The sequence below is a fragment of the Arthrobacter silviterrae genome (assembly GCF_011045165.1).
GTDB classification, from domain to species: Bacteria; Actinomycetota; Actinomycetes; order Actinomycetales; family Micrococcaceae; genus Specibacter; species Specibacter silviterrae.
In genome coordinates, this window is record NZ_JAAKZI010000028.1 from 29,306 (window position 1) to 53,647 (window position 24,342).

23 protein-coding genes are annotated in these 24,342 nt (G+C 62.8%); 21 read left to right on the forward strand and 2 right to left on the reverse strand.

The features are described 5' to 3' along the window. Nucleotides 1-112: 112 nt before the first annotated feature. Together G6N77_RS14715 and G6N77_RS14720 are read left to right on the forward strand one after the other, a co-directional pair. Nucleotides 113-430, forward strand: coding sequence for a hypothetical protein (locus tag G6N77_RS14715; RefSeq protein WP_165182923.1), 318 nt, complete (start codon nt 113-115; stop codon nt 428-430). Between the two features lie 55 nt (nt 431-485). Continuing rightward, nucleotides 486-986 (forward strand): helix-turn-helix domain-containing protein, encoded by a 501-nt coding sequence (locus tag G6N77_RS14720; RefSeq protein ID WP_165182924.1) that lies wholly within the window; start codon nt 486-488, stop codon nt 984-986. Here G6N77_RS14720 and G6N77_RS14725 read toward each other — a convergent pair. After that, nucleotides 940-1,263: an ArsR/SmtB family transcription factor gene (locus tag G6N77_RS14725; RefSeq protein WP_165182925.1), complete on the reverse strand. Its 324-nt coding sequence runs from the start codon at nt 1,261-1,263 to the stop codon at nt 940-942. The genes G6N77_RS14720 and G6N77_RS14725 overlap by 47 nt on opposite strands. Before the next feature lie 172 nt (nt 1,264-1,435). On the opposite strand from G6N77_RS14725, the gene G6N77_RS14730 reads away from it, so the two are divergent. The 3 genes from G6N77_RS14730 (at nt 1,436) to G6N77_RS19960 (ending at nt 4,333) form a co-directional block, all read left to right on the forward strand. Then, on the forward strand, nt 1,436-2,452 hold the full coding sequence (locus G6N77_RS14730) for an RNA polymerase sigma factor (protein ID WP_165182926.1): 1,017 nt from the start codon (nt 1,436-1,438) through the stop codon (nt 2,450-2,452). A 283-nt stretch (nt 2,453-2,735) separates the two neighbouring features. Then, nucleotides 2,736-3,203, forward strand: a complete 468-nt coding sequence (locus G6N77_RS14735) for a hypothetical protein (RefSeq protein ID WP_165182927.1) — start codon at nt 2,736-2,738, stop codon at nt 3,201-3,203. 122 nt (nt 3,204-3,325) lie between these two features. Further along, entirely contained in the window at nt 3,326-4,333 is a 1,008-nt protein-coding gene (locus tag G6N77_RS19960; RefSeq protein ID WP_240902221.1) for a C40 family peptidase, read from the forward strand. A 439-nt stretch (nt 4,334-4,772) separates the two neighbouring features. Here the strand turns inward: G6N77_RS19960 and G6N77_RS14745 are convergent, their stop codons facing one another. Then, complete coding sequence (locus tag G6N77_RS14745) at nt 4,773-5,492, reverse strand: GntR family transcriptional regulator (protein WP_165182928.1); 720 nt, start codon at nt 5,490-5,492, stop codon at nt 4,773-4,775. A gap of 108 nt (nt 5,493-5,600) precedes the next feature. Between G6N77_RS14745 and argH the strand changes: the two genes are divergently transcribed. The 16 genes from argH to G6N77_RS14825 all read left to right on the forward strand — a co-directional run bounded on the left by argH (nt 5,601) and on the right by G6N77_RS14825 (nt 24,004). Further along, nucleotides 5,601-7,046 carry an argininosuccinate lyase gene (argH, locus tag G6N77_RS14750; RefSeq protein WP_165182929.1) on the forward strand — a complete coding sequence of 482 codons (1,446 nt, stop codon included), beginning with the start codon at nt 5,601-5,603 and terminating at the stop codon, nt 7,044-7,046. 25 nt (nt 7,047-7,071) lie between these two features. Then, on the forward strand, nt 7,072-7,965 hold the full coding sequence (locus tag G6N77_RS14755) for an amino acid ABC transporter permease (RefSeq protein WP_205678313.1): 894 nt from the start codon (nt 7,072-7,074) through the stop codon (nt 7,963-7,965). Then, the gene (locus G6N77_RS14760) at nt 7,962-8,738 is read left to right on the forward strand and encodes an amino acid ABC transporter ATP-binding protein (protein WP_165182931.1); all 777 of its coding nucleotides are present in this window, start codon (nt 7,962-7,964) and stop codon (nt 8,736-8,738) included. Before G6N77_RS14755 ends, G6N77_RS14760 begins: the two co-directional genes overlap by 4 nt. A gap of 20 nt (nt 8,739-8,758) precedes the next feature. After that, complete coding sequence (locus G6N77_RS14765) at nt 8,759-9,607, forward strand: ABC transporter substrate-binding protein (protein WP_165182932.1); 849 nt, start codon at nt 8,759-8,761, stop codon at nt 9,605-9,607. Between the two features lie 4 nt (nt 9,608-9,611). Next, nucleotides 9,612-10,454 carry a polysaccharide deacetylase family protein gene (locus G6N77_RS14770; protein WP_306986730.1) on the forward strand — a complete coding sequence of 281 codons (843 nt, stop codon included), beginning with the start codon at nt 9,612-9,614 and terminating at the stop codon, nt 10,452-10,454. Then, entirely contained in the window at nt 10,451-11,353 is a 903-nt protein-coding gene (locus G6N77_RS14775; RefSeq protein WP_165182934.1) for a polysaccharide deacetylase family protein, read from the forward strand. The genes G6N77_RS14770 and G6N77_RS14775 overlap by 4 nt, the downstream gene beginning before the upstream one ends. Further along, a complete protein-coding gene (locus tag G6N77_RS14780) occupies nt 11,350-12,684 on the forward strand; it encodes an MmgE/PrpD family protein (protein WP_165182935.1) in 1,335 nt (444 codons plus the stop codon). Before G6N77_RS14775 ends, G6N77_RS14780 begins: the two co-directional genes overlap by 4 nt. Nucleotides 12,685-12,759: 75 nt before the next feature. Continuing rightward, the gene (locus G6N77_RS14785; protein ID WP_165182936.1) at nt 12,760-14,136 is read left to right on the forward strand and encodes an amidohydrolase family protein; all 1,377 of its coding nucleotides are present in this window, start codon (nt 12,760-12,762) and stop codon (nt 14,134-14,136) included. Between the two features lie 97 nt (nt 14,137-14,233). Continuing rightward, the gene (locus tag G6N77_RS14790) at nt 14,234-15,442 is read left to right on the forward strand and encodes an amidohydrolase family protein (protein ID WP_165182937.1); all 1,209 of its coding nucleotides are present in this window, start codon (nt 14,234-14,236) and stop codon (nt 15,440-15,442) included. Between the two features lie 324 nt (nt 15,443-15,766). Then, complete coding sequence (locus tag G6N77_RS14795; RefSeq protein WP_165182938.1) at nt 15,767-16,057, forward strand: hypothetical protein; 291 nt, start codon at nt 15,767-15,769, stop codon at nt 16,055-16,057. A gap of 9 nt (nt 16,058-16,066) precedes the next feature. Continuing rightward, the gene (locus G6N77_RS14800) at nt 16,067-17,488 is read left to right on the forward strand and encodes a type IV secretion system protein (protein WP_165182939.1); all 1,422 of its coding nucleotides are present in this window, start codon (nt 16,067-16,069) and stop codon (nt 17,486-17,488) included. Beyond that, on the forward strand, nt 17,481-18,947 hold the full coding sequence (locus tag G6N77_RS14805; protein WP_165182940.1) for an SCO6880 family protein: 1,467 nt from the start codon (nt 17,481-17,483) through the stop codon (nt 18,945-18,947). The genes G6N77_RS14800 and G6N77_RS14805 overlap by 8 nt, the downstream gene beginning before the upstream one ends. A 239-nt stretch (nt 18,948-19,186) precedes the next feature. Beyond that, a complete protein-coding gene (locus G6N77_RS14810; protein ID WP_165182941.1) occupies nt 19,187-20,401 on the forward strand; it encodes an ATP-binding protein in 1,215 nt (404 codons plus the stop codon). Then, nucleotides 20,401-22,209 carry a type IV secretory system conjugative DNA transfer family protein gene (locus G6N77_RS14815; RefSeq protein ID WP_165182942.1) on the forward strand — a complete coding sequence of 603 codons (1,809 nt, stop codon included), beginning with the start codon at nt 20,401-20,403 and terminating at the stop codon, nt 22,207-22,209. Before G6N77_RS14810 ends, G6N77_RS14815 begins: the two co-directional genes overlap by 1 nt. Nucleotides 22,210-22,221: 12 nt before the next feature. After that, nucleotides 22,222-22,686: a hypothetical protein gene (locus G6N77_RS14820; protein ID WP_165182943.1), complete on the forward strand. Its 465-nt coding sequence runs from the start codon at nt 22,222-22,224 to the stop codon at nt 22,684-22,686. Nucleotides 22,687-22,798: 112 nt separating this feature from the next. Continuing rightward, nucleotides 22,799-24,004 (forward strand): ArdC-like ssDNA-binding domain-containing protein, encoded by a 1,206-nt coding sequence (locus G6N77_RS14825; RefSeq protein ID WP_165182944.1) that lies wholly within the window; start codon nt 22,799-22,801, stop codon nt 24,002-24,004. Nucleotides 24,005-24,342: the final 338 nt, after the last annotated feature.

The window sequence follows — 24,342 nt, forward strand, 5'->3', positions numbered from 1 at the left end:
TGTACGCCTGATCCGCTCACGTTGGAAGAAGTGTGGCCAACCATGAACAAATAAGGAACCGGCAGGCCGTTCAACGACTGCCGGTTGAGGGCGACAGCGGAGGGAGACTCCCATGCACGGGCATCCGCAAGTTGAAGCATTCCGTCAGGCCGCAGAACTGATGCGGGCTGAGCGGTACTGGCACCGCAACGACGACGATGAGATTGAATTTCTGAGGGCACTGGCTGGCGTGGTCTCTGAGGTGGCCTATCACCTGGACGCATACCAAGCGATGGACCCTGACGGTCTGGCTGCATATGTCTGCGCTGCGCGTCTCAGGCCGTGGGCGGGGACTGTCAGTGCCGAGCTGCTGCTGGTGACCGCAGTGGACAATGTGATCGAACGTCGTATTGCGACAGTGTCGGCGGCGCGGAATACTGGGGGTCAGTAAGGGCGCTTTCATTGCATCGGGTCTGCGCCATAACTGCCACCAGTGGGAGCCGGAATTGCCAGAGAACGCAAACGAGGCGGAGTCAGGTCCGTCGCCTCAGCAGCTCCTTGCACGCCGCCTCAATCTACTCCTGGATGTTGCTGCGGAAGAACGGGGCGCCCCGCTCACCTTCCTCGAGCTACAAAAGGAACTGGCCGCCCGCGGCGTGGGACTCTCTCGTGCCCGGTGGTCCTATATGAAGGACGGTTCTGGCCGACTAGTATCCGATCCACAGCTTCTCACCGCGATTAGTGAAGTCTTTGGCGTGGACCCGGACTACTTGCTGGGAAACGGGGGTCCGGAATTGCCGGAGGTCATAGACTCGCGCCTGGAATTCCTGAAAGCGTTAAGGGCTGCAAAGGTGAAGTCGTTTGCCGCTCGGGCCCTGGGCGAGGTTTCGCCGGAGACACTGCGAGTGATCACCAAATACCTCAATGATGACATTAAACGGCACCGGGCCGGCAAAGCCGTTACAGGTCAAGAAGATAGCGTCGGTGAGCCGCCATCAGCTCCCTGATGCGAGCCTTGTTTGTTGAATAGCGTGGTGCCCTTCCGCGCCTGAGGCCGGGTTCGACGTCGGCCTTGATGACGCCAGTTTCCTCCAGGATCAAGAGGTGCTTTGCAACGCTCGGGGCCTCCGAGCTGACGGCTGCCACGATGTCCCCGCGGGTGGCCGGGCCGTGGTGGGCCAAATAGCGCAGGATTTCACTTCGCGCCCGGTTTCCAAAAGTGGCCACGGCCGCCTCAATCTCGGGAGACCAGTCTGCGTCTTCAGGCTGCGTGATGTGTGGCATGGCACCATTCTGCCCCAAAGTTGTCCACAGGTGCAGCCTTCTTCCTTGACAATAACTAACTTAGCTCTAAAAATGGAAAGATATCCAAATGCAGAAGCGGTTGCCCAAGACTCTTGGTGGATTGCTTCAGAGCCCGGAATTCCGGCTCGCTTCCCTCGCGTGACACGGTCCCATGATGGAAGCTCCAACAACGGCGCTTGAATCGACGCCGCTCGTCGAATACTCACCACAGGCACGAAATCCGGTGAATAAGATGGGCCTCAAGTCCAACGAACCAGACAGCAAGATCCGCCTCACCACAGATGCATCCTTGGAGCACCTCCCAGAGCCCGACATCCCCATCGACCAGCTGATGCAAGCTGTTGAAAACACCCAGAAGTATGTCCGCTCCAGGCTTATGCGCCTGGGCAGGATCGACGACGTCGACGACGTCATGCAGGACATCCGCGTCGCCGCCTGGGAGGGGCTTGTAAAACAGCAATACCGGTATTTGCCTGGCACTACGTTTGGCGGGTGGGTGCAGGGAATTGCCGTTCACCTTTGCGCTGACCATATCCGCCATGTACTTGCCCACCCTCTGCTGCCGCTGATGTTTGATCCGGACGGGGACAGTCTCTCTCCCATTGACTACTCGGCAACCGAGAGCATGGACCAGGTTGCCGGGCACGAGTGGGCCGAGGAGGTCATCACTGCAGTCCGCAAAAATGTACCGGCCAAGAAGTGGGACTGGGCGGTCGAATGCCTTTCAACGCCGCGGCCGCGCACTGAGGCCCATCACCCGGGGTGGGAAGAGCGCAAGCGCTGGGACGCCGTATCAATCGTGCGGCAGATGGCCTTCACCGTGAGGGCGGCATTGGATGTGGAACCGGCAACCTTGTGCGACGAACCCACCACCATCGCCACCGCCGTCTCCTGCCTTCCGAGCCCGCTGCTGCAGATCGTTGCCGAACGGTTGGTCCTGACTGGTGTCCAGGGCGCTGAACGGGCCGCCCGTCTCACGGACTTGGCTGCCGAAACCGCCACTAGCTGGCGGTATCTTGAATCCAAGATTGGCCATGCCCGGCGGATGTACTTCGCTGCCCTCGAAATCCTCGAACACGCGGCGGCCGGCAACGCGACGCTAACCGATATCCGACCTTCGGCTGAGTGTGATGCCCTGGCCCTCGATGGAAGGGCGCTCACGTTGTAGAACCTCCCGAGAACCATGAATAGTTGAGGGGGTTTTCATGTCCGTAATGGTTGATCTGATTCGCCGCTTGGCGGGGCGCCGACGGGCCTTATTGGCTCTGGTGCTTGCTGCAGCTGTCGTCGTCTTTGTGGCAGTCGTTCTCGCCGCTCGGCCGCCACTTCCAAGCCCTTCGGCGTCGGCGCCCAAGCCCAGCCCCACCGTGGTGAGGCCGCCTGCCGGGGAGGTGCCCGCCGTCGTACCACCGCCGTCGCGTACTGAACCAGTCATGGCGCCGGACGAACCAATGACCAAGAACTACCGGATGCTGGCTGCTGCTGCGGCGCAGGCGATTTACACCTGGGACGCGCGGTCTTCGACATATTCGCAGGTTTACGAGCGTCTGCGGTCATGGTGGGACGTGCTGCCCGACGGGTCCAATCCACTAACCGTTTTGGCCCAGGAATTCCAGGCTACCGGTGTCACCGCGGCATCGTTCGCATCGCTGGAAGGCATGGACGCCTACCGGACCGCTGCTATCTCTACGGCCGCCTGCGATGCCCAGCTGGCCCAATTCCAGCAGAACCCGCCCCCATGGCAGGGGCTCCACGTATGCACGTTCACACTCAAGGTGGCTGAACACCAGAAGGGTGGCACGAACACGTACACGACACCCGTTAGCGTCATGGTCAACTGTCCTCCCGCCGCCAACGCGCCCGCCGACCGCTGCGTGATGGTGGGCTTCTACGCCTCAGCGGGCAGGATCGTGTACTGATGGCTGTGCCGGCAGTTCTGTTGACGGTAGCGAAACGGCGCGCTCTTATTCGGCTCGTGACCGGCGCCGTTGGACTCTTGGTCCCCGTCCTCATTATGGCCATGTGTGGCGGCTTGGCCCTTATGACGACGACGGCCGCACAGGGAAGTACGACGGCGTGCCTCACCACAGTCTCGACAGTCGCCGACACGCCAGCTCAGTCGGGCAACGGACTGTCGATCCCGTTGGGTTCCGGACCTCCCATCGTTCTCTCCGCGGGACAGCTTGCCGTGGCACGGGCCTACATCGCCGTTGGCAAGTCACTGGGAGTTCCTGACAGTGGCCTGGAGATCGCCATCATGATGTCGCTGCAGGAATCGGGGCTCCGGGTACTCGCAAATTCGTCTGTCGCGAGCTCCCTGGCCTTCGCCCACGACGGAGTCGGCTCCGACCATGACTCACTTGGGACGGCCCAGCAGCGACCCTCGGCCGGGTGGGGGACCGTGACTGACCTGATGAACCCTTTGTATGACGCCGAGGCGTTCTTCGGCGGGCCGACCGGGCCAAACCATGGATCCCCGCGCGGCCTGCTCGACATCCCTGGCTGGGCGTCCATGCCGAAAGGCGCTGCGGTGCAGAGTGTTCAGGAATCGGCGTTTCCGGAACTGTATGCGCAATGGGACGGGGAAGCCCATGCCATAGTCGCGGCACTCAAATCCGGGACTCATGTGGCGAAATGTCCTTCAGCCGTTGGCTCCGTCCAGGATCCGCAGCTTCCTGCCAACCTCAGCAAGCTGCGGCGCGACATCATCCATTACGCCGAGGAAGGCATTGGCGGGAGCTATGTCTGGGGCGGAACAGCGTTCAAGGCGTGGGACTGCTCCGGTTACGTCCAATGGGTCTACGGACAGGCGGGGATACCGCTGCCTCGGACGGAGCAGTGGACCGGTGGGCATCCAACGTCAGTGCCTCAGCCGGGCGACCTGGTCGTCCAGAATCCGGACGGACCCAACCACTGGGGCCACGTCGGGATATACGCCGGCAACGGCATGATGTTCAGTGCATTGAATCCAACGGTTGGGACCTTGTTGCATCCGGTGGCGTGGAATGTTGGGACCCGGTACTTTGCACTTTTGCGCGCCGGGACATAGACGATCGGCGGGCTGCGGCACGATTCAGAGGTCCGAGGATGAGACTCCGAGTGGCAATGTCGGAGCCTTGTGACCGCATCGAAACCATGAATCAACTAGCAAGGGTATTCCGCGGCGAAGCCGGAACGCCGCACAGTTTGGATATAAACGGCCACCCGTGAACAGTCATTGCCAAGCCCGTTCGTTGGATTGAACGCATCGCGTGGTGGGAGTCGGCTCGCCGGCTGCCGAGAGGGACGGGACGGATTGACATCGAAATCTGGCAAGTCCAAGCCCGGCTCGGACGCAATGAAAAATCTGGTCCCGGCACGCTCAAGCTGGCAAACAGCCGGAATGGAACTCCGTTGCTCCTTCGAGAGGTCCTGCACGCGGCCTAGGCTTCCGGAGCCCTCTTGATCAGGAACAACGCCGGCAATTGATTCGGCGCATTAGTCGATCCTTAGTCCTTGGCGAGTTCGACGGCGTCTAGTTCTTCCAAGGCGGCACGGTGGACCATGTCGAGGTGCTCGCGGACAAGACGGGCTGAAAGTTGTTGGTCGCCGTCCAGGAATGCGTCCACCAGTTGAGTATGCATTCGTTTCATCTTGTCGACATCGTCCCGTCGGGCATCGATCACGGCCACGACCAGGCTGGAGTCGATCATAAGCTGCTCTTCCTGGCGCATGAGGCGGTCATTGCCGGTCATTCCGACCAAGGCAACGTGCAGGTCGCGATGCCGGCGTGAGCTTTCTGCCAGGTCTTCTTCATCGAAAGACGTCAGGTAGTCGGTGAGGGCGCGGCGGAGGCGTGCCTTGGCGTTTGCATCGGCGTTGATGGATTGGAGGCCGGCGTGGACTTCCAGAAGTTCGCGGGCTTCCAGGAGGTCACGGATTTCCTTGGACGAAAACGCCCGGACATAGGCGCTGTGGTAAGGCCGCCGCGCCAGGTAACCCTCGGCGATGAGGTACTGCATGACCTCGCGAACGGTAGCACGGGACACGCCGTACTGGGCGACCATCGACTTCTCCGTCATGGCTGTGCCCAGCGGTATCTCGCCGCTGACGATTGAATTCCGCACTTCTTCGGCAATGACGTCGGCCGTCAGGGCTCCGGATGACGGCGTGTTTTTTTGGTGCCGGGCAGCCGCCGGTGGACGCTTCTCGGGACGAATGATGGTCATAAATCCATTTTGTCAGATAAAACCTTGACCGCGCCAGCTTTTGGTTAGATGATTGTCAGACATTCACCACATTGTCAGACATTCTTTCCACTAGTTTGAGGTGCATTTATGACAACGACGTCAGTAGACAGTACGGGCGGCCACGCGGCTGGCAAGCTCTGGGGCGGACGGTTCGCGTCCAGAACTGACCCTGCACTGGAAGACCTCTCCCGTTCACCCCGCGACTATTTCCGCATGGTGCCCTACGACGCCATCGGTTCAAAGGCCCACGCCGGCGAGCTGGTTCGCAAAGGACTCTTAACTGCGGGGGAGCGGGAGGTGATTGAATCTACCCTCGATGAAATCGTGGCTGACCACCTGAACGGTGACATTGTTCCGTCGCCAGGTGACGAGGATGTTCACGGCTACCTTGAGCGGATCTTGGTGGAGCGGCTGGGACCGCTCGGCGGCAAGTTGCGGGCAGGCAGGTCGCGCAATGACCAGACAGCCAATGAGCTTCGCCTTTACCTTCGGGACGCCGCACGGTCCGTGGCCCATGACACCGGGCGCCTGGTGGAGGTCCTGGTGGCACGTGCCGTGGAGGCGAAGGACGTGGTGGCTCCCGGGTTCACCCACCTGCAGCCGGCGCAGCCGATTGTTTTCGGGCACCAGCTGATGGCCCACGCGTTCGCACTCACCCGTGACGTCACGCGGCTCCAGCATGCGTGGGAGTCGAGTTCGCTGTCCCCGCTGGGCGCCGCCGCACTCGCGGGATCGTCCTTAAGCGTGGATCCCCTGGCGGCGGCCCGTGAGCAGGGCTTCACCGGAATTTCCGAGAATTCCATTGATGCCGTGTCGAGCAGGGACCATGTGGCGGAGTTCCTCTTCGCAACCGCGATGCTGGCCACCGACATTTCCCGCCTGTGCGAGGAATTCTGCCTGTGGTCCACCATCCAGTTTGGGTGGATAAAGCTCGACGACGCATTTTCCACCGGGTCATCCATCATGCCGCAGAAGAAAAACCCCGACATTGCCGAACTGGCCCGCGGCAAGGCGTCACGGCTCAACGCCAACCTTGCCGGCATGCTCGGCGTGCTCAAGGGCCTGCCCTTCGCCTATAACCGGGACCTGAGCGAAGACAAGCGGTTTGCTTTTGACAGCGCCGACACCCTGGCCCTTGTCCTGCCTGCCGTAGCCGGAATGGTCAGGACGTTCAAGATCAACGCCGAGGCCATGGAACGCCAGGCGACGGTGGGATTCACCCTAGCAACGGAACTTGCCGACTGGCTCGCCGAGCAGGGCGTCCCCTTCAGCGAGGCTCATGACGTCACGGGCCAGGTGGTGAAGCACTGTGAAATGAACAGCATCACTTTAGGGCAGCTGACCTTGCAGGCCGCACGGGAGATCGACGCCCGCATCAGCAGCGACGCCCTGGCCCGGCTGACAGTTGAATCCGCCCTGGCACGACGAAACGGACCCGGCGGGACATCGCCGTCAAACATTGACGTGCAGCGCAGACAAGTTGAGGCGAAGCTGTCCGAGGCACTGGGACTCTTTGGCGGACCAGATGACTAGGGACAGTGCAGCAACAGTGGACAACATGACTACAGATGCCGCCAAGCCGGGCTATCGGGTCATCCCCGTGCGGCATTGGGGGCGCCTGGCTGCCGGCATCGTCACGGTTGCCCTTCTGGCCTCCATCGTGGTTTCCTTTGCCCGGGCCGAAATTGACTGGTCGGTTGTTGGCCAGTACTTCACCTACCACACGATTCTCACGGGCTTCATGGTGACGATCGTGCTGACCGTTGTTGCCATGGTGATCGGCATCCTCCTGGGGGTGCTGGTGGCGGTCATGCGCCTCTCCTCCAACCCTGTCGTGAGCGGCATCGCCTGGCTGTATGTGTGGATTTTCCGTGGGACACCTGTCTACCTGCAGCTCCTGTTGTGGTTCAACATCGCCTTGATCTTTCCCCACGTGGGGATACCGGGAGTATTTAGCGGACGGACGGTGGACCTGGTCACCCCCTTTGTGGCTGCCATCCTCGGCCTTGGCCTGAACCAGGGCGCCTACACCTCCGAGGTCGTTAGGGCCGGAATTCTCTCCGTCGACGAAGGACAGGGAGAAGCCGCCAAGGCCCTCGGCCTCCCGAGTGGTGCCTTGATGCGTACGGTGATCCTGCCCCAGGCGATGCGGGTGATCCTTCCCCCGATCGGCAACGAGACGATTGGGATGCTCAAGACCACCTCTCTGGCCTCGGCCATCGGCGCCTCGGAAGTCCTCAATGAGTCCCAACACATCTACCTGGTAAACAACATGATCATGGAACTGCTCCTGGTCTCGGCCATCTGGTACCTCATCGCCGTTTCCATCCTTTCCATCATCCAGTACTACATTGAACGCCGCTTCGCGAAGGGCGGCTCCAGCAAGGCCCTGCCGCTGACCCCCTGGCAGAAGATTGTTTGGTTCTTCACCACCCGAAGGAGCTTGGCATGAACACCCAACCACTGGTCCGGGTCGAAGGGCTGCACAAGAGTTTCGGCCCCCAAGAAGTGCTCAAGGGTGTGTCCATGGAAGTGCACAGCGGGGAGGTGGTTTGCATCCTTGGCCCCTCCGGTTCAGGGAAGAGCACACTCCTGCGATGCATCAACTTCATCGAAGAGCCCACCGCCGGCCTCATCTTTGTAGGGGACGAGATCATCGGCCACAGGCGCACGCCTGATGCCGCCGTCCTGCAGCAGGTCCGGGAGTCGGAAATCGCGCGCCAGCGCCAGGACATCGGCATGGTCTTCCAAAAGTTCAACCTCTTCCCGCACATGACAGTCCTGGAAAACATCACCCATGCCCCCCGCCTCGTCAAGCACATTGCTGCCGGGCCGGCGAAAGCCACAGCCATGGACCTGCTGGAGAAGGTAGGCCTGGCGAACCGCGCCGGCGCCTATCCCCGCCAACTTTCCGGTGGGCAGCAACAGCGGGTGGCGATTGCCAGGGCCCTGGCCATGGAACCAAAGCTGGTGTTGTTTGACGAACCCACATCCGCCCTCGACCCCGAACTGGTGGGTGACGTCCTGGAGGTCATGAAGGACCTTGCCACGGGGGGCCTCACCATGATCGTGGTCACGCATGAAATCGGCTTTGCCCGCGAAGTGGCCGACCGCGTGATCTTCGTTGACGACGGCGTCATCGTCGAACAAGGCACGCCCGCAGAAGTCCTCGACACACCATCACACGAACGTACCAAAGCCTTCCTTTCCCGAGTTCTCTCGTAATCAACCCTGAGGAATACATTATGAAATCGACATTTATCAAGGTCGCCGCCACCGCCTCCGCCATCTTCATGCTGGCCGGCTGCGGGGGTGCCGCCACTTCCAGCACCAGCAGCGCAGGACTGTCCACCATCAAGTCCGGAGTCCTGACCGTGGGCCTGTCCCCGGACTTCCCTCCGATGGAATACCTGGACCCCAAAACCAACCAGCTCACCGGGGCCGACGTCGACCTGGTCAATGAAATCGCCAAACGGCTGAACCTAAAAGTGGAATTCACCCAGCAGAAGTTCGACCAACTGGTCAACTCCGTCAAGACGGAACGGGTGGACATCACCTTCTCCGGCATGTCAGACACCGTGGCCCGCCAGAAAACGGTCGACTTCGTGGACTACTTCAAGTCCGTGGGCCGCTTCTACACACTGGCTGCGAACAAGGCCAAGTACACCAAGGCAACAGACGCCTGCGGCCAAGCCGTGGCCGTCAGCTCGGCGACCGACTACTTCCCCAAGCTGCAGCAATTCAGCAAAGACACCTGCGAATCTGCCGGGCTCCCCGCCGTCAACATCATCCCCACGGATTCTGGTGCTGCCGCCCGCCTGCAGCTCGACCAGGGTCGTGCCACCCTGGCCATCCAAGGAGCAGAAAACCTTGTCTACTTTGCCCAGCAGGATCCAGGCAAGTACGATATGGTCCTGCCCGACTTGACCAACACCCCCTTTGGTGCTGCCGTAAAGAAGGGCAACACCGCTCTGGCGGACAAGGTGCGGGACGCCTTTGCTGCCATGAACACCGACGGGACCACCAAGAAAATCCTCGACAAATACAATGTGGGCTACGGCCTGATGGCCCCCGCCATCAATGGTGTCAAGTAGCTCCGTGGACCTCAAAGCCTCAACCGACAAGCCGGGGGCCGGCGTGCTTCAACAAGCCACGCTGGCCCTCGCTTTCGACCTTGACGGTCCCACCGGGGACGCCATGCTTAGCGGTTCCATCTGGAACAAACCCGGCTACTTCGGCCTGGGCGCCTACGGGCCACACCGGGCCGTGCCCCGGATCCTGGACATGCTGGCCGCCCACGGCGTGAAGGCCACGTTTTTCACCCCGGCATGGGTGGTGGAACACTGGCCCGGCCTTTGCCGACGCATCGTGGCAGAGGGACACGAAATCGGCAACCACGGATACAAGCACGAAGTCTTCTTCAGGCTTTCGGCCGAGGAGCAGCGGAGCATCCTGAATAGAAGCCAGAATATCTTCGAGGACACTGTGGGAGTTCGGGCCACGGGATTCCGGGCGCCCTCGGGCGACTGGCACCCGCAGACCGCCTCACTGCTGGCCGAATGCGGGTTCAGCTACTCCAGCTCCCTGCGCAATGGTGACGTGCCCTTCCGCCACGACGGCCATTCCCTCATCGAGATTCCAGCCAAGTCGCTTTTCGACGACTACACGGCGTTCGCTTACCACCGGGCCCCGAATTTCCCGGCAGGACTGGACAGGGTGGCCGCCTACACCCCCGTATTCGAGTCCTGGGGCGAGGAAATCCTGGCGGCCGTTCCCGAAGGACTAACGGTGGCCACGATTTGGCACCCCAAGGTCATCGGGACGCCGGGACGGGCGCTGCTGCTCGAGAAGTTTATCGGCGAGCTGGTGGAGAACCCGGGCATCCGCTTTGAAACGTGCGACGCCATCGCCCGGCACTGGTCTGAAAGGAATCCTGCATGAACTGGCCCCACAATGCCCGGTGCGCCGTCGCCGTCACCATCGACATCGACGGGGACCTCCCGTTCCTGGCACTCGACCCGGAATATCGGGACCGGCTCAAATCCCGTTCCGTGGGCCTGTACGGGCCCGACCATGGCGCCCAGAGGCTCCTCGCTGTCCTGGAGGACCTGGACATCAGGGCCACCTGGTTTGTTCCCGGCGCAATCGCAACAACCTACTCGGAGCTCGTGCGCCACATCGCGGCCACCGGGCACGAAGTGGCTTGCCACGGAACCGAACACCTCGACTTTGACACGCTTGACGCCCCCGGGCAGGTGGAGGAAATCCTCTCCGGGCGCGCCATGCTCGAGGAAGTATTGGGCACGCCCGTCACCGGCTTCAGGACACCGGCCGGGGAGTGGGGTCCCGGGTTTGTTGAATCCATGGCGGACGAAGGGTTCCTATGGTCCTCCTCCCTTCCCTGCGACGACCGGCCATTCTGGCTCGCGGAGACGGGGGTGCTGGAAATTCCCTTCCGCTATGAGCTGGAAGACCTGCAATACCTCGGATTCAATTTGGATCCGCCCTTCCCACCCGGCCAGTCACGCATAGCAAGCCACCAAACAGTCCGCGAGAACTGGCGCATCGAGTTTGAAGCGGCAAACCGGTGGGGGACGCTCTTCCTGCTCCGGCTCAACGCGGAAATCATGGGAACCCCCGGCCGGGCAGAACTGCTCCGCCAATTCCTGACTGAAATTCAGCAATCCGGCACCGCCTGGATTGCAAGCTGCGGTGAACTGCACAGCCACTTCGCGTCAGCGCAGCCACACCCGGAGGACAACCACCCGTACTCCCTGTTCACCAGGCTCAGCGCAGGTGTGGCCGCCTCCGCACCGGCAGTCGCCAAGGCCATTCCATGACTGCCGTTGAAATATTGGCGGACTGGTGCGCCGGGCTCGCCTGGGAAGACATACCGGGCACCCTGCAGGCCAAGGCCCAAGACCACCTGCTCGACACCCTCGGCGCCGCGATCGCCGGGCGCAACAGCGAACCCGTGCGAATAGCGGAGCAAGTCTTCGCGACGCTCGGGCAGGTGCGCCTGCTTACCGCCGGCATGCCGCGCGAACTGCGCGATGCTGCACGGATCAATGCCATATCCGCCCACGCCCTCGAAATTGACGATACGGAAGGCTGCGACCATTCAGGGGCCGTGGTGGTCCCCGTGGTGATGGCGCTGCAGGACGCGCAAACCGGCGTCGGCGGGTCCCGGATGCTCACAGCACTCGTTGCCGGGTACGAGGTGGGCCGCCGCGTCCAGCTGTCCCTGGGCGGCTACAACGCCCACAACGACTCCGGTTGGCATTCGACCGCAACCTGCGGCGTATTTGCCGCTGCCGCCGCTGCCGCCGTCATGCTTGGACTGGATGCCGGCCAGGCGGCGTCCGCCCTCGCTATTGCAGCCAGTTCAAGTGCCGGGGGATGGGCCTTCGCCCGCGACGGTGCCATAACGAAACAACTCCACCCCGGCAACGCCGCCGCCAACGGCATCGACGCAGCCCGCCTGGCCGCCGCTGGCGCCAGCGGACCACTGAACATTTTCGAGCCCGTATGGGGCGGACTGTTTCAAACCCACGGCAACGCCACGGCAAGTCCCGGCGAACTCACCCGGGGACTCGGCACCACCTGGCACTTCTCACACTCGGCCATCAAGCCCTACGCGTCCTGCCGCAGCACACATTCGGCCATCGACGCTGTGCTCGAGTTACTGGAGGACGGGTGCCTACGCCCAGACGACATTACCGGCCTCGAAGTGGAGGTGACCTCGTTCCTGCTGCCCATGATCTGTCCGGATCGCCCGGCCACGGTCAGTGCCGCACGCATGAGTTTGCCGGTCTGCCTTGCCCTGCTCTTGCAGGGCAGGGCCCTCACACCCGCCGACTTTGATCTGTTCGCCACACCAGCGACAACCGCCTGGCTGCAGCGCACCACCGTTGTCGTCAATGACGACGACCCCGCCGCGGAACCACTGGTGCGCCTGCGGACAACCGCCGGAACCTTTTCCAACCGGCACACGACAGCCAGGGGAAGCGCCCCGCTGGCCCTGTCCACGGCAGAAGTTGAAGCCAAATTCGACGAGTTGGTCCGAGAACACGTCGGGATTGCCACGGCAGAAGCCATCAAGCGGTTTGTCCGGGAACTTCCCGCCACACCGTCGCCGCATTTCCCAGAGATGGCGACCGACCGAACATAAACATCAGCGACGAATTGGCCCCGTACTTGGCCACGATCGGCCCAGGCAAGGGGCCGGAATGAGGAAGCAGGCATCATGGAACCCGGACGCACCGCCATCCGCACCCGATATACCGTCGTCCCCGGAGCCGTCCACCAGGAAGTCATCCGCGATGCGACCGTCATCGTGGAAGGCAACACGATCGTGGCCGTCACGCGTGAGGAGGTGACGCGCGCGGACGAGTTCATCACCGTCGAGGAAGGTGTTCTCATCCCGGGCTTCGTCAACCTGCACAACCATGCCCTCAACGGCCCCACGTTGAAGGGCATCACCGATGACTACGACCGCACTGCCAGCGCGGGAAGCCTGATCTACAAATTGCTCATGCCCCTGGGTGACCTTTCCACGCATGGGACATCGGAAGAGGACATCCGGGCGATATACCGGCTCGCCCTGCTCGACATGCTCAAGAGCGGCACCACCACCATGTTGGACATGTGGCGGCCAGCCCACCGCGGTTTCCTGGCCGTTGCCCAGGAAATGGGGTTGCGCGCCTATGGTGCTCCCTATGTGCTCTCAACCCCACCAACCGGCGTCAACTCCCAGGGCCTTCCCACTTACGGACAGGCAGATGAACGCGAGCAGATGGCCGTTTTCCGTGAGATCTTTGACGAATATGACGAGGGACCGTCAGGCCGGATAAGGATTGTCCTCGGGCCGCATGGGACGGACACCTGTACCCCTGAGCTGCTGGAAACCGTCCGCAGGACAGCCAACGAGCTTGACACCCTGGTCACCATCCATGCCGCCCAAAGCCAACCCGAGGTCGCCACCATACAGGACCGCTACGGACTGACCCCGATCGAATACCTGCACGCCCACGGCATTACCGGGCCGGACGTTATCGCCTCCCACTGCGTATACGCGAGCGATGCAGATCTTGGGATACTCCGGGACACGGGAACATCCGTGGCCAGCTGTCCGCTGACATTCGCCCGCGGAGGCTACAGCGCCCCCTATCAACGCTTCGCCGACCACGGCATACGCACCGGCATAGGCACCGACGGCTATGGTTTTGACTTCATCGAGGAAATGCGGTCGGCCGGATTTGTGTCCAAACTGAAGCTTCAACAATCCCATGTGGCAAGCGCAGCGCAATTGCTGAAGGCCGGAACCGAGGACGGGGCGGCCGCACTGGGCAGGTCCGACCTGGGACGGATTGAAGTTGGCGCACGGGCGGACCTGACGATCGTTGACCTGGGCCGCGCAGGACTGCAACCCGTGCGGGATCCCATCAAGAACCTCATCTGGTACACCTCCGCCCCCGACGTCACTACCGTCATGGTGGACGGTCAGGTGCTGCTCAAGGGACGAAAGCCGGTAGGGATGGACGAGGCAACTGTCATCTCTGCAGGGGTCGAGGCCGTGGGCCGGCTTTGGGAACGCGCCGAACAACAAGGCATCCAACTCTAACGGCGCCCGGCAGAAAGGCCGCGTGTCGCCAGCCTTTCCAGTCCGCTCCGCTCTACTCGTCCAACCCAACATCCGCCAACCCATGGAGGTATCGCCAATGTCCCCCCTCACGCTTCTGCACAACGCCACAGTCTTCGACCCGCAAAAGCTGGGGGTGACCGATGTCCTTGTGGGAGGCGGGTCAATCTTGGCCGTCGGCGCGGAGCTGAATGTTGAGGGCATCCCGGGGGCCGCCGTCGTCGACTTGACCGGCAAAACCCTGGTTCCAGGCCTCGTTGACGGGCATTTGCACCAGGTGGGCGGATGCGGGCTGCAGGGGTACGCCTCCCGCGCCCCGGAGCTGTGGACGGGAGAGCTGGCCATGGCAGGCATTACCACCTCCGTGGCCGCTCCCGGCATGGACATGCTCACCAAGAACATGGAATCAGTCCTGGCCAAGGTGTACGCCTTGGAATCCGACGGCTTGACGGCGTTCGCCTTCCTCGGTGGTGGCCGCCGGCCGTACCAGACGCTCACCGACTCGATTCGCAAGGACCTGTTCCTGATTGAAAAGCTGATTGGTGTGAAGGTGTTTCTCGGTCAAGGAGCCGCCAGCCGCTACAGCAATGACGAGTTGATCGATTTGGCTTCCGAACTGGAATGGTCGGCCCGGACCACCAGCAAAGCTTGCTTGCTCCATGCACACCTCGGTGAGACGGAAGATCCGGCGGCCCAGCTCTTGTTTGCGATCAAGAAAAGCCAGGCCGCGCCCGATAGGTTCCAGGCCACGCACGGTAACTACACGGAGCACACCATGGCCGCGTCCGTGGAACTGGCAAAGGCCGGCTGCGCGGTGGACCTGAACCCTCTGCTGGATCCTCGCGCCGGCGTCATGGATGCCATTGGTGTCCAGGAGGCACTGCCGCGGCTCCTGCAGGCGGGTGTAGACCCCTCCATGTTGACGATGAGCACGGACGGCAATGCAAATGTTCCTCGACTCCGTCCCGACGGATCGCGGGGCCCGTATGTGAAGAACCTGGGCAGCCTTTGGGGCGCCACGGTGGAGCTGGTCAGTGACTTTGGCATGAAACTGGACGACGTTCTGCCGCTGGTCACCAGCAACCCGGCACGCGTGTTGCAGCTGGCCTACAAGGGCCGCATACAGCCTGGGAGCGACGCCGACCTGCTAGTCCTGGACGGCACACTGCAGATCGTGGACGTCTATGCCAAGGGGAAACACTTTGTCGCGGACGGGCAGCCACTCATTGAGTCAATGTATGAACAACACCCAGCGGAGGCCTATCCTTATCCTGCTCTGGCCCGGTAGCTTGACAGGTCCTCGAACAGGAAGACTTAGGCTCGCTGTGCGCAAGGTCCACCAGTGAAGCTGGAGAGTTCCAAGGAATACGTGACCATTATGTGCGCGGACGGTGACTGTGCGGCCACAGACCAGCACGGGCATGTTGCTCACTCTCCCCATTCCATGACTTGAGCTCGAGCACCCGGAAGTCTTGGAAGTCGTTTGTGGAACTCCCGCTGGCAGATCCTTGGTACGGCGAGAATACGTCTCCTCACGTTGTTTAGCCCTCCCGCAACCATGAACAAGTGAATGCTCCCCGCAGACGTGGGGAGTCCTTGATAGGAGTTCACCATGTTCCTGGCTGCGCCGGTCGATCCCGGCATCACACCCAATGCAAGCTTTCCCTTCCTCGAGTCGCTGAAGGAGATTGGCGGCGGCATTCTGGTCGGCGCCTTCATCATCATTGCCATAGTCGCCATCTTGGGCGCGGCGATGCTCCTGGCCGGCAAGTTGAGCCAGTCTTCGCGGCTCGCTTCGGGCGGCGGAATGATCCTGCTGTGGACGGGCCCCGTCGCGGCCATCCTCGGCGGGATCAACGGCTACATCCTGTGGTCGCAGACAGCATTCCACCTCGGCTTTTAGGCCTCAGCAATGCTGCCAACGGTCAAGTGTGCCGCCAATGGCTGGTGGCCGCCCGGATGCGGTCTCATCTCCCAAACCCAGGACGCCGCTACCCAGACCATCACCGACATGTTCGCCAGCATCCTGGCCAACATGGCTTCCTGGATGTGGTCCTTCATCTCCGGTGCCTTTGGCGTGTCTGACATCGGCCCGTCAGACTGGACAGCCGTCAGCGGGATGACCAACTGGTGGATCGTCGTCATGATGACACCGCTAGTTGTCGCCATGATCCTCCAACTCCTTGGTGGCATGGTCAGCCAGCAGCCACGCCGCATCGGTCGCGCCCTCATTGCGGGCGGGATCGCCGTCCCCGTGGTCTTCGGCGCCGTCAGCCTGATGCAGAAGCTGACGCAGTTTACGGACTCTGCATCAACCGCCATGCTGGCTACACTCGGCTCGGACCCTTACGTCGTCTTCATGCGACTCTTCGGATTTCAGAAGGCGCCGGCCGGATCCGGACACCAGTGGGACCTGGTCTCCATGGTGAGTCCCGGCGATGCCGGCCTCGCGGGCCCCGTCATTGTCACCGTAGCTGCCGTGGCGCTCGTGTGGGTCATGTCCTTCATCTTGATGTGTTCCATGATTTTCCGGTCGTTTGCACTCCTGATCCTGGCCTCGACGGCGCCGGTGGCCATCATGTTGATGCCATGGGAACGCACCAAGTCGTGGACGCGACGCTGGTGCGAGACCGTCGTCGCGCTTCTCATTGCCAAACCGCTTGCCGCCACGGTTCTGGCAGTTGCCGTCAAGCTGTTTGCCAATTCCACCTCGTTCGCTGGCCTGGCCTCCGGTGCTGTCGGCATGGCGCTCGCCTGTGCTGCACCTCTGATGGCCCTGCGCCTGGTCAGCTTTGCCGGCGGTGAACTGGCCGCTGCCGCCCAGGTTGCCGGCGGTGGGCATGTCCTGACGCGCACCAGCGGGTTTGCGGCCCGGCAGGTCAGCCGGCAGGTGGGCGGCAAGCTGTCGTTGGCCAGTGTCGGTTCCAAGAGCCCCGCCTTGGTCCAGTCATCACCGGAACCAAAGATCAAGCTTCCCGTGGATGGCGAGGGTGCCGGCCAGGAGGCTGTGAAGCACGACGGCGGCCGGCCGGCTTCCAGCGCAGCCAACCCGCCGCCCGGCTCGGAAACAAAGACCTATGGCCAGCCGTACGTCAGGCGGGGAGGAACCCCACACCGGGACCCGGGCGCGCAGTACGGGAACGGACAAAACGCCGGAACAGCATCCGGGCCACCAGCAGGAGCCGGGCAGAGTCCGCGAGCGCCGGAGGCCCAACGGGGAGTGCCAACGGGTCAGCATGGCCCTGCCTCGGTGCCGCAGCAACCCCCGGTGATACAGCAGCCCGCGGTCCCGCGCCAGCAGAACACGAACCCGGAAAGGGACAACCATGTCTGAAAATACGCGCACTTTACAGCCGGTCAAGTTTCCCCGCCATGAACGCCACGGCTTGTTCATGGGCCTGCAATGGTACCAACTGGGCCTTGTCGCTGGGGGCGTCTTCATGGCCACCGTTGCTTCGGCAGCGGGAGGTCCGCCTGCCCTCGTCGTGACGTCGCCAGTATGGGCGGGACTCATCTTGTTTGGTGTGTTGCAGTATGCACGCATTCCGTATCCGGTGTGGGCCTATACAGCCGCAGTGTTCTTCTGGCGCCAACAGACGGGCCAGACCAAATACCTGGTCAAGCCGGAGCGGCCCCGGGCCGCCGGCCAGCTCGCCCTCCCCGGCGGGCTTGGCACGCTCGAGCTCAAGCAGACACGGGACGGCGCTGCGTTCATCGTCGACAGACCAGGCCGGGAGGCTGTCGCCATCCTGCGTTGCAGCACCACCTCGTTCGCACTTCTCGATGACGACGACAAGGCCTACGCCGTCCAAGCCTGGTCCAGGGTGCAAACGGCCATGGCGCAGCGCCCCGCCGTCGCCCGGATCGCCGTGCAGGATTACACGGTGCCATACCCGTCCTCCGCACTCCGCGACTTTTATGACCGTATGAAGGTCCCTTCTCGCATTGACGAGATCAACTGGGGCGACAAGTCCTACCTGGACCTGATCGCGGCCGCCGGCTCGGCGATGAGCCATGAGCTGCTGGTCTGCCTGGTCATCGATACGGCGAAGGCCAGGCGGCGGATCCGCGACGCCGGGGGAGCGGCCGCAGGCCTGGAGCACGTGGTCCGGTCCGAAGTCGAGGCCCTCACCACGGGGTTGAAAACTCACGGAGTCACTGTGGACGAGTGGCTGTCCGACAGCAAGCTGACGGCTGTGATGCGTGGGGCCTTTGACCCGGAAGCCGTCCCGCGGCTCGCCGCCGCCACGGCAAGCGGCCAGCCGGCGATGACCATTAGCGGCGGCCCCATGGCCGTGGAGGAACACTGGTTGTACCTGCGCACCGATTCCGGGTTTCACCAGACGTTCTGGATTTCTGAATGGCCTCGGCAGAAGGTGTTCCCCGGTTTCATGCACCCGCTGGTGTATGTGGGTAACTTCCGGCACACGGTCACTGAGGTCATCCGCACCATTCCCACGGACCAGGCTTTGCGTGACATCCGTTCCGCCCATGAAGCACACGACACCCGGCGCCGCATCAACGTCCGCTTCGACCGCCCCCTCACCCGGGAACAGCGGGCCGAGGAAGAGGAAGTTGCCCAGCGAGAGGATGAGATCGTGGCCGGGCATGGGGATGTGCGACCGGCAGCTTATGTAACCATCACCGCGGAAACCATTGACGAGCTTTCACGCTGCCGGCAGGAACTCGAATCAGCCGCCGCAGGCGCCTTCGTCGAACTGCGCCTCCTGGCCGGCCAGCAATGGCCCGCCTTTGTGGCCGGCGCCTTGCCCCTTGGAAGGGGACTGAAGTGAAAAAGCACTTCGAACATGTGAGCTTCATTCCGGCAGGTGAGTCCCGCTCGGACCGGGACGCACGACGGCGGCGCGAACGTGGGGATTTCGACCCACCCCGTGCTTCGCTCCTGGCCAGATTGGCCCACCTGGATGGCGAGAGTTCCCCGTCACGCTCGCAGGGGGATTGGGGGAGCCGGGAAGCAGCCTCACTCCGGGGGCCGCACCGCCTTCGCCCGGCACCCCACCGGGCATCGACCATGACGTTTGCCGCCGCCTACCCGTTCCTGACCGAGTCGGGACTGGGCCACGAAGGCACCTACATCGGCACCGACGTCTTCGGCTCCGGTGCATTCTCCTACGATCCCTGGATCCTCTACGACAAGGGCGTGATCAGCGGCCCGTCCATCGTGGTCATCGGCACGGTGGGGACAGGCAAGTCCATGTGCGGGAAGTCGCTGGTTGCTCGGTCGTTGACACTGGGCCGTAAAGCGGCCGTGGCATCCGATCCCAAGGGGGAGTGGGTCCCCGTCGCCAAGGCACTGGGCGGCAAGGTCATCTCCGTGGGACCGGGCAAGCCGGCCCGGGTCAACCCGCTCGACGCCGGACCCCGGGCAAAGTCCGTCTCCGACGAGCAATGGCAGGCCGTCGTGCGCCAGCGCCGCCGCCACCTGCTCGTGGCGCTGGTGTCCCTGATGCGCCAGGGCCAGCCCATGAGTCCCGTGGAACACACCGCCCTGGACATGGCACTCACCGATGCCGTGGCGGCCAACAGCACCCCCACTTTGCCCATGGTGCTGGAGTACCTGCTCAACCCCAGCCCCGAGACCGTGGCGCTAGTCGGACGGGACGGAGGGACCGGCGTCGGGCATTCACTGCGGCGCACCGTGGCAGGTGACCTCGAAGGTATGTTCGATGCGCCGTCCACGGTGGCCTTCGACGCTGATGCACCCATCATGGTCATGGACACCTCCGCCCTGATTGGCGCCTCCGAGCAGGCGCTGTCCCTCGCGGCCGCCTGCGGGGCGACCTGGCTGGAAGCCGCCGTGACCAATCCCGACGGCGCCAAGAGGCTCGTGGTCTACGACGAGGGCTGGCGAATGCTCGCCGACCCGTACATGCTGGCCAAGATGAGCGAGCAGTGGCGCCTGGCCCGCACGTACGGAATCGCCAACCTGCTGATCATGCACAAGGTGGCCGACCTCAACGAGATCGGCGACGGCAGCAGCGGGCTCCGCCAGAAGGCGCTGGGCCTATTGACGGAAGCTGACACCCGTATCATCTACCGACAAAAACATGACGCCATGCGCCTGACCAAGGAAGCCCTGGGCCTGACCGAAGCCGAATGCGAGCACGTCGAAAACCTGCCCAAGGGCATGGGGCTTTGGAAGGTCGGCAACAGGTCATTCATTGTCGCCAACCGCATCACCACCGACGAGATGGCGGTGTTCGGCACGGATGGGGGGATGCGCTGATGTCGCGCCGGTTGGATGACGGCAACCCGCAGCTCAACGCAGCGCTGATTGCCGCGGCCGTGTACCTGGTGTTTTGTTTCCTCGTCCAAGCCGCTGCAGCCACCGTAGTGCGATGGTCCTGCCACGCCGCGGAGCCCTGGACATTCAGCCCCGCGGCGGGAATCGGCCTGTTCGCAGGACGCATGCACTGGATCACCAATGCACCGGCTTCATGCCACGTGGGAACAGCATCGGTGTGGATGATCATTGGCCCCGCGCTCGCAGGCGTGCTGGTCCTCACGGTTGCCGGCTACTTCGCGTGGCGGGCTTGGCGGCAGTCTGGCTCCTGGCTCCGCAAGGACATTCTCAGCCGCGAGGGTGTTGCCCGGCGTGCCGAGATCGTGCGGGACTTTGGCTCCCGCGCCGTTGTTCGGCGCGGAAAATATACGCGCCCCGGGCTGACCAAACCGCGCGTTGAGCAGGTCTCCTGGACAGTGGGGAAGTCCCGCGGCGTCACCGTCCACGTCTCCACGGAGGAATCCATGGTCATCCAGGGCGCGCCGCGCTCGGGCAAGGGGCTGTACCTGATCATCAACGCCATACTCGACGCACCCGGCGCTGTGGTCACGACCTCTACCCGGGCAGACAACCTGGTGGTGACCATGAAGGCCCGCGCTTCTGGCGGCCGGCCGGTGACGGTGTTCGATCCACAGGGCATGTCGGGCTTGCCGACGACGCTGAGGTGGTCACCTGTCCGGGGCTGCGTGGACCCGGACATTGCCACCCGCCGGGCACTCGTCATTACCGCGGACACCGAGTTCAAGGGCGAAAATGCGGCGTGGCAGAAGCGCGCCGTTATCGTCCTTCAGTGTCTGCTTCATGCCGCAGCCCTGTCAGGCGACGGCGTCCGAGGATTCCGCCGCTGGGCCTCAAACCCGGTCCTGGCCAAGGAGGCACTGGAAATCCTCGGCAGACCTGAAGCAGCCCTTGGCTGGCAGGCTGATCTCATGGGGATTATCGACGATGACCCCCGCAATACCTCCAATTCCTGGATCGGCGTGAGCGCCGCCGTCGCACCTCTCTCCTCACCAACCGTCCTGTCCGCCCTTGACCCCCGCGGTGAGGCGGAGCAATTTGACCCGAAGGACTTCATCCGGCAGCGCGGCACGCTCTATTTGATCGGCACTAAGTCCGGGGCTGCCGCGGCCGGCCCATACCTGTCTGCGCTGATCGACGACATCGACCACGCCGCCAGGGAAATGGCCTTCGTGGCTCCCGGCGGAAGGCTGGACCCTCCGCTTTCACTCATTTTGGACGAGATCGCCAACCTCTCTCCGTGGCCCGGGCTGCCAGTGGTGCTGTCCGACGGCGGCGGAATCGGAATCTCCACGATTGTTGTGCTGCAATCCCTGTCCCAGGCACGGTCCGGGTGGTCCATCGACGAGGCCGCCACCATCTGGGACGCGGCCATTATTAAGGTCATCTTCGGCGGCGGCTCCGACGAACGTGACCTCCGGGCTCTGTCCGGGCTGATCGGGGAGCGCAGCACCACGGTCAACACGAGGTCCTGGTCGTCCCAAGGGAGCCAGCACGGCGAGCAGGTCCGGGAAACTGCGGTCATTCCTCTGCATGAGATTCGCCGGCTCCCAGCAGGGACGGCGATCATGCTGGGCCGGAGGACGCGTCCCATCCTGCTGGACCTGCGTGAGTGGCACAAGCGCAAGGACGCCGTCCAGCTGGGACTTTCCAAGGCCGAGACCGAACGCGAACTTGCCGACGGCCACCGGCGCCGCCAGGAAGTCGTAATGAGAACTGAAACCACGGATTGATTGGAGCAAGCAATGGATGAGGAAGATTCATTTGAATACACCGTCGGCGGGGGAGCGGAGGACGAATTTGCCGCGATGCTGTTTGGCTCCGCCGAAGGCAAGCGGTCAAAGCGGATACCAATGACCTACAGGTGGCGGGACATGGATCCCCGTACGGCAGAGACGGTCTGGAAGCACCTGGGGGAGTGGGTCCAGTGGTTGGTGGACACGTATCACCTGCCCACCTCTGTGATCCCGGACTGCTGGTGGAAGCACAGCGACATGGTGGCAGAACTGTACGGGCTCCAGCGGGCCGAGCAAGCCTCCTACACCGAGGACGACGGCGGCTTCGGTCCCATTGCCTTTCACGAGCGGCTGACATCCAGCATCGAGCGGATGCGTGACCGCACGCGCACGGCGGGGTGTGTCGGCCTGCAGGTCCACAGGGAGACGGTACGCCGGGTATTGCCTCCTGGCGGCCCCATTCCCCAGTCTTAGCATTCGGGCCCGGGTGACCCAGCCCAATTCACGCTGTTTGGGGTTCTGGCCCCTATGAACATATGGGCGGGACGGAAGCCCGCCAAAGATCTATGCGGTGGAGGTGGCGGCAATGAGTGCTGATCCGTTGGAATCCGAACCGGCCAAGGGGGACGGCCTCTTGGAACGGCAAGCGCCGCCGCCACCAAGCCATCCGGCGCCGGCCGAACGCGTGGAGGCTTTAACGGAAGGTCTCATCGAACTGCTCGAACAGGCTGTCAACGAGCCGTGGCGCTGGCAAAAACTCCTGGACAACTCAGCCACCCTTTGGCGCTACTCCGGCGGGAACGCCGCGATGCTGATGGCCCAGATGCAGGAACGCGGCAAGGAGCCGCCGACTCTCGTGGCCGGCTACAAGGAGTGGGAACGCCACGGAAGGTACGTACTCAAGGGTGAACACGCCCTGTGGGTGATCGCGCCACGAACCGCAAGGGCTGAAGAGGAGATAGATCCGAAGAATCCACTGTCGGTGGCCGCTGCCACAGAGTCTGGCGGCTCCAAGCGAACACGGATTGTTGGCTGGCGGGGCCAGGCCGTCTTCGACGTTTCACAAACTGAAGGCGAGCCGCTCATGGTGCCGACCCGTGGTGCCGAAGTTGATCCAAGCATCGAAGGTAAGCATCAGGAGCTATGGCAATCACTCGTTACTGTTGCGGGGCAGCGGGGGTTCGCTGTTGACGTTTCCCAGAGTCAGCACTCGCTGGCTAGCGGCTACACCAACTTTGCTCGGCACCTCATCAGCGTCGGTGAATGGCTTGAGCCAGTCGAACGCGTTGCGGTCCTCGCCCACGAAATCGGGCACGTCATGCTTCACGGCCCCGACGACGCTCTGGGCAAGCTCTACGGCAGCAGCACCGAGCACCGCGGACTCGCCGAGGTGGAGGCCGAATCGATTGCCTACACGGTCCTGAAAGCCCACGGAATCGACCGCGGACCGCAGTCATCGAGCTACTTGGCCGGTTGGGCAGATGCAGTCCTGGAGGCCGAAGCGGATTCAATCATGCAATCAGCCGCCGGCTGCAAATTACTGTCCCGGGCAGACATTGCCAAGTCCGTCCTCGCGAGAGTGACGTCAGCGTCCAAAAGCATCCTGGACGTCACCCAGCCTGCGGACTCGGGTGGTCGGCTCTCGCCTGGATCCAGGGATTTGGCTTTAGCCTCAAGGTCGCCGCATCATGCTGTTGTCACGCGTACACGATCCGCTATAACCAATGGGCTGATATTAGGCTGCGGTAATCGTATTGAATACTACGATATTTTTCAAAACCGACTGGACTGATATTCCGGTTTGGCTGTCGGACCGGAAAGCTGTTCCTAAGTGCGATGGTGCAGCCAAACGCCCCGCGAATAATACGACAATCACGCACCTTGTCGCGACGACTGCAACCACTAAGACCCGTCACCGGTGCTAGTATCCAAACCCGGTGTGTGGATTTGGTTACCCTCGGGAACGGGCGTCGCTTCTGTCGTATGCCCGATGGGTGCAACAGATGGGCACCCCATGCACTCATACTGGATAGTTCAGTTTGCTATCGCCCTGCGGGGCAGATGAGTTGATCGACAGATCGGCTAAACAGATCACGGCCAGATGAGCTTAGCTGACCAGCTACGATGAAT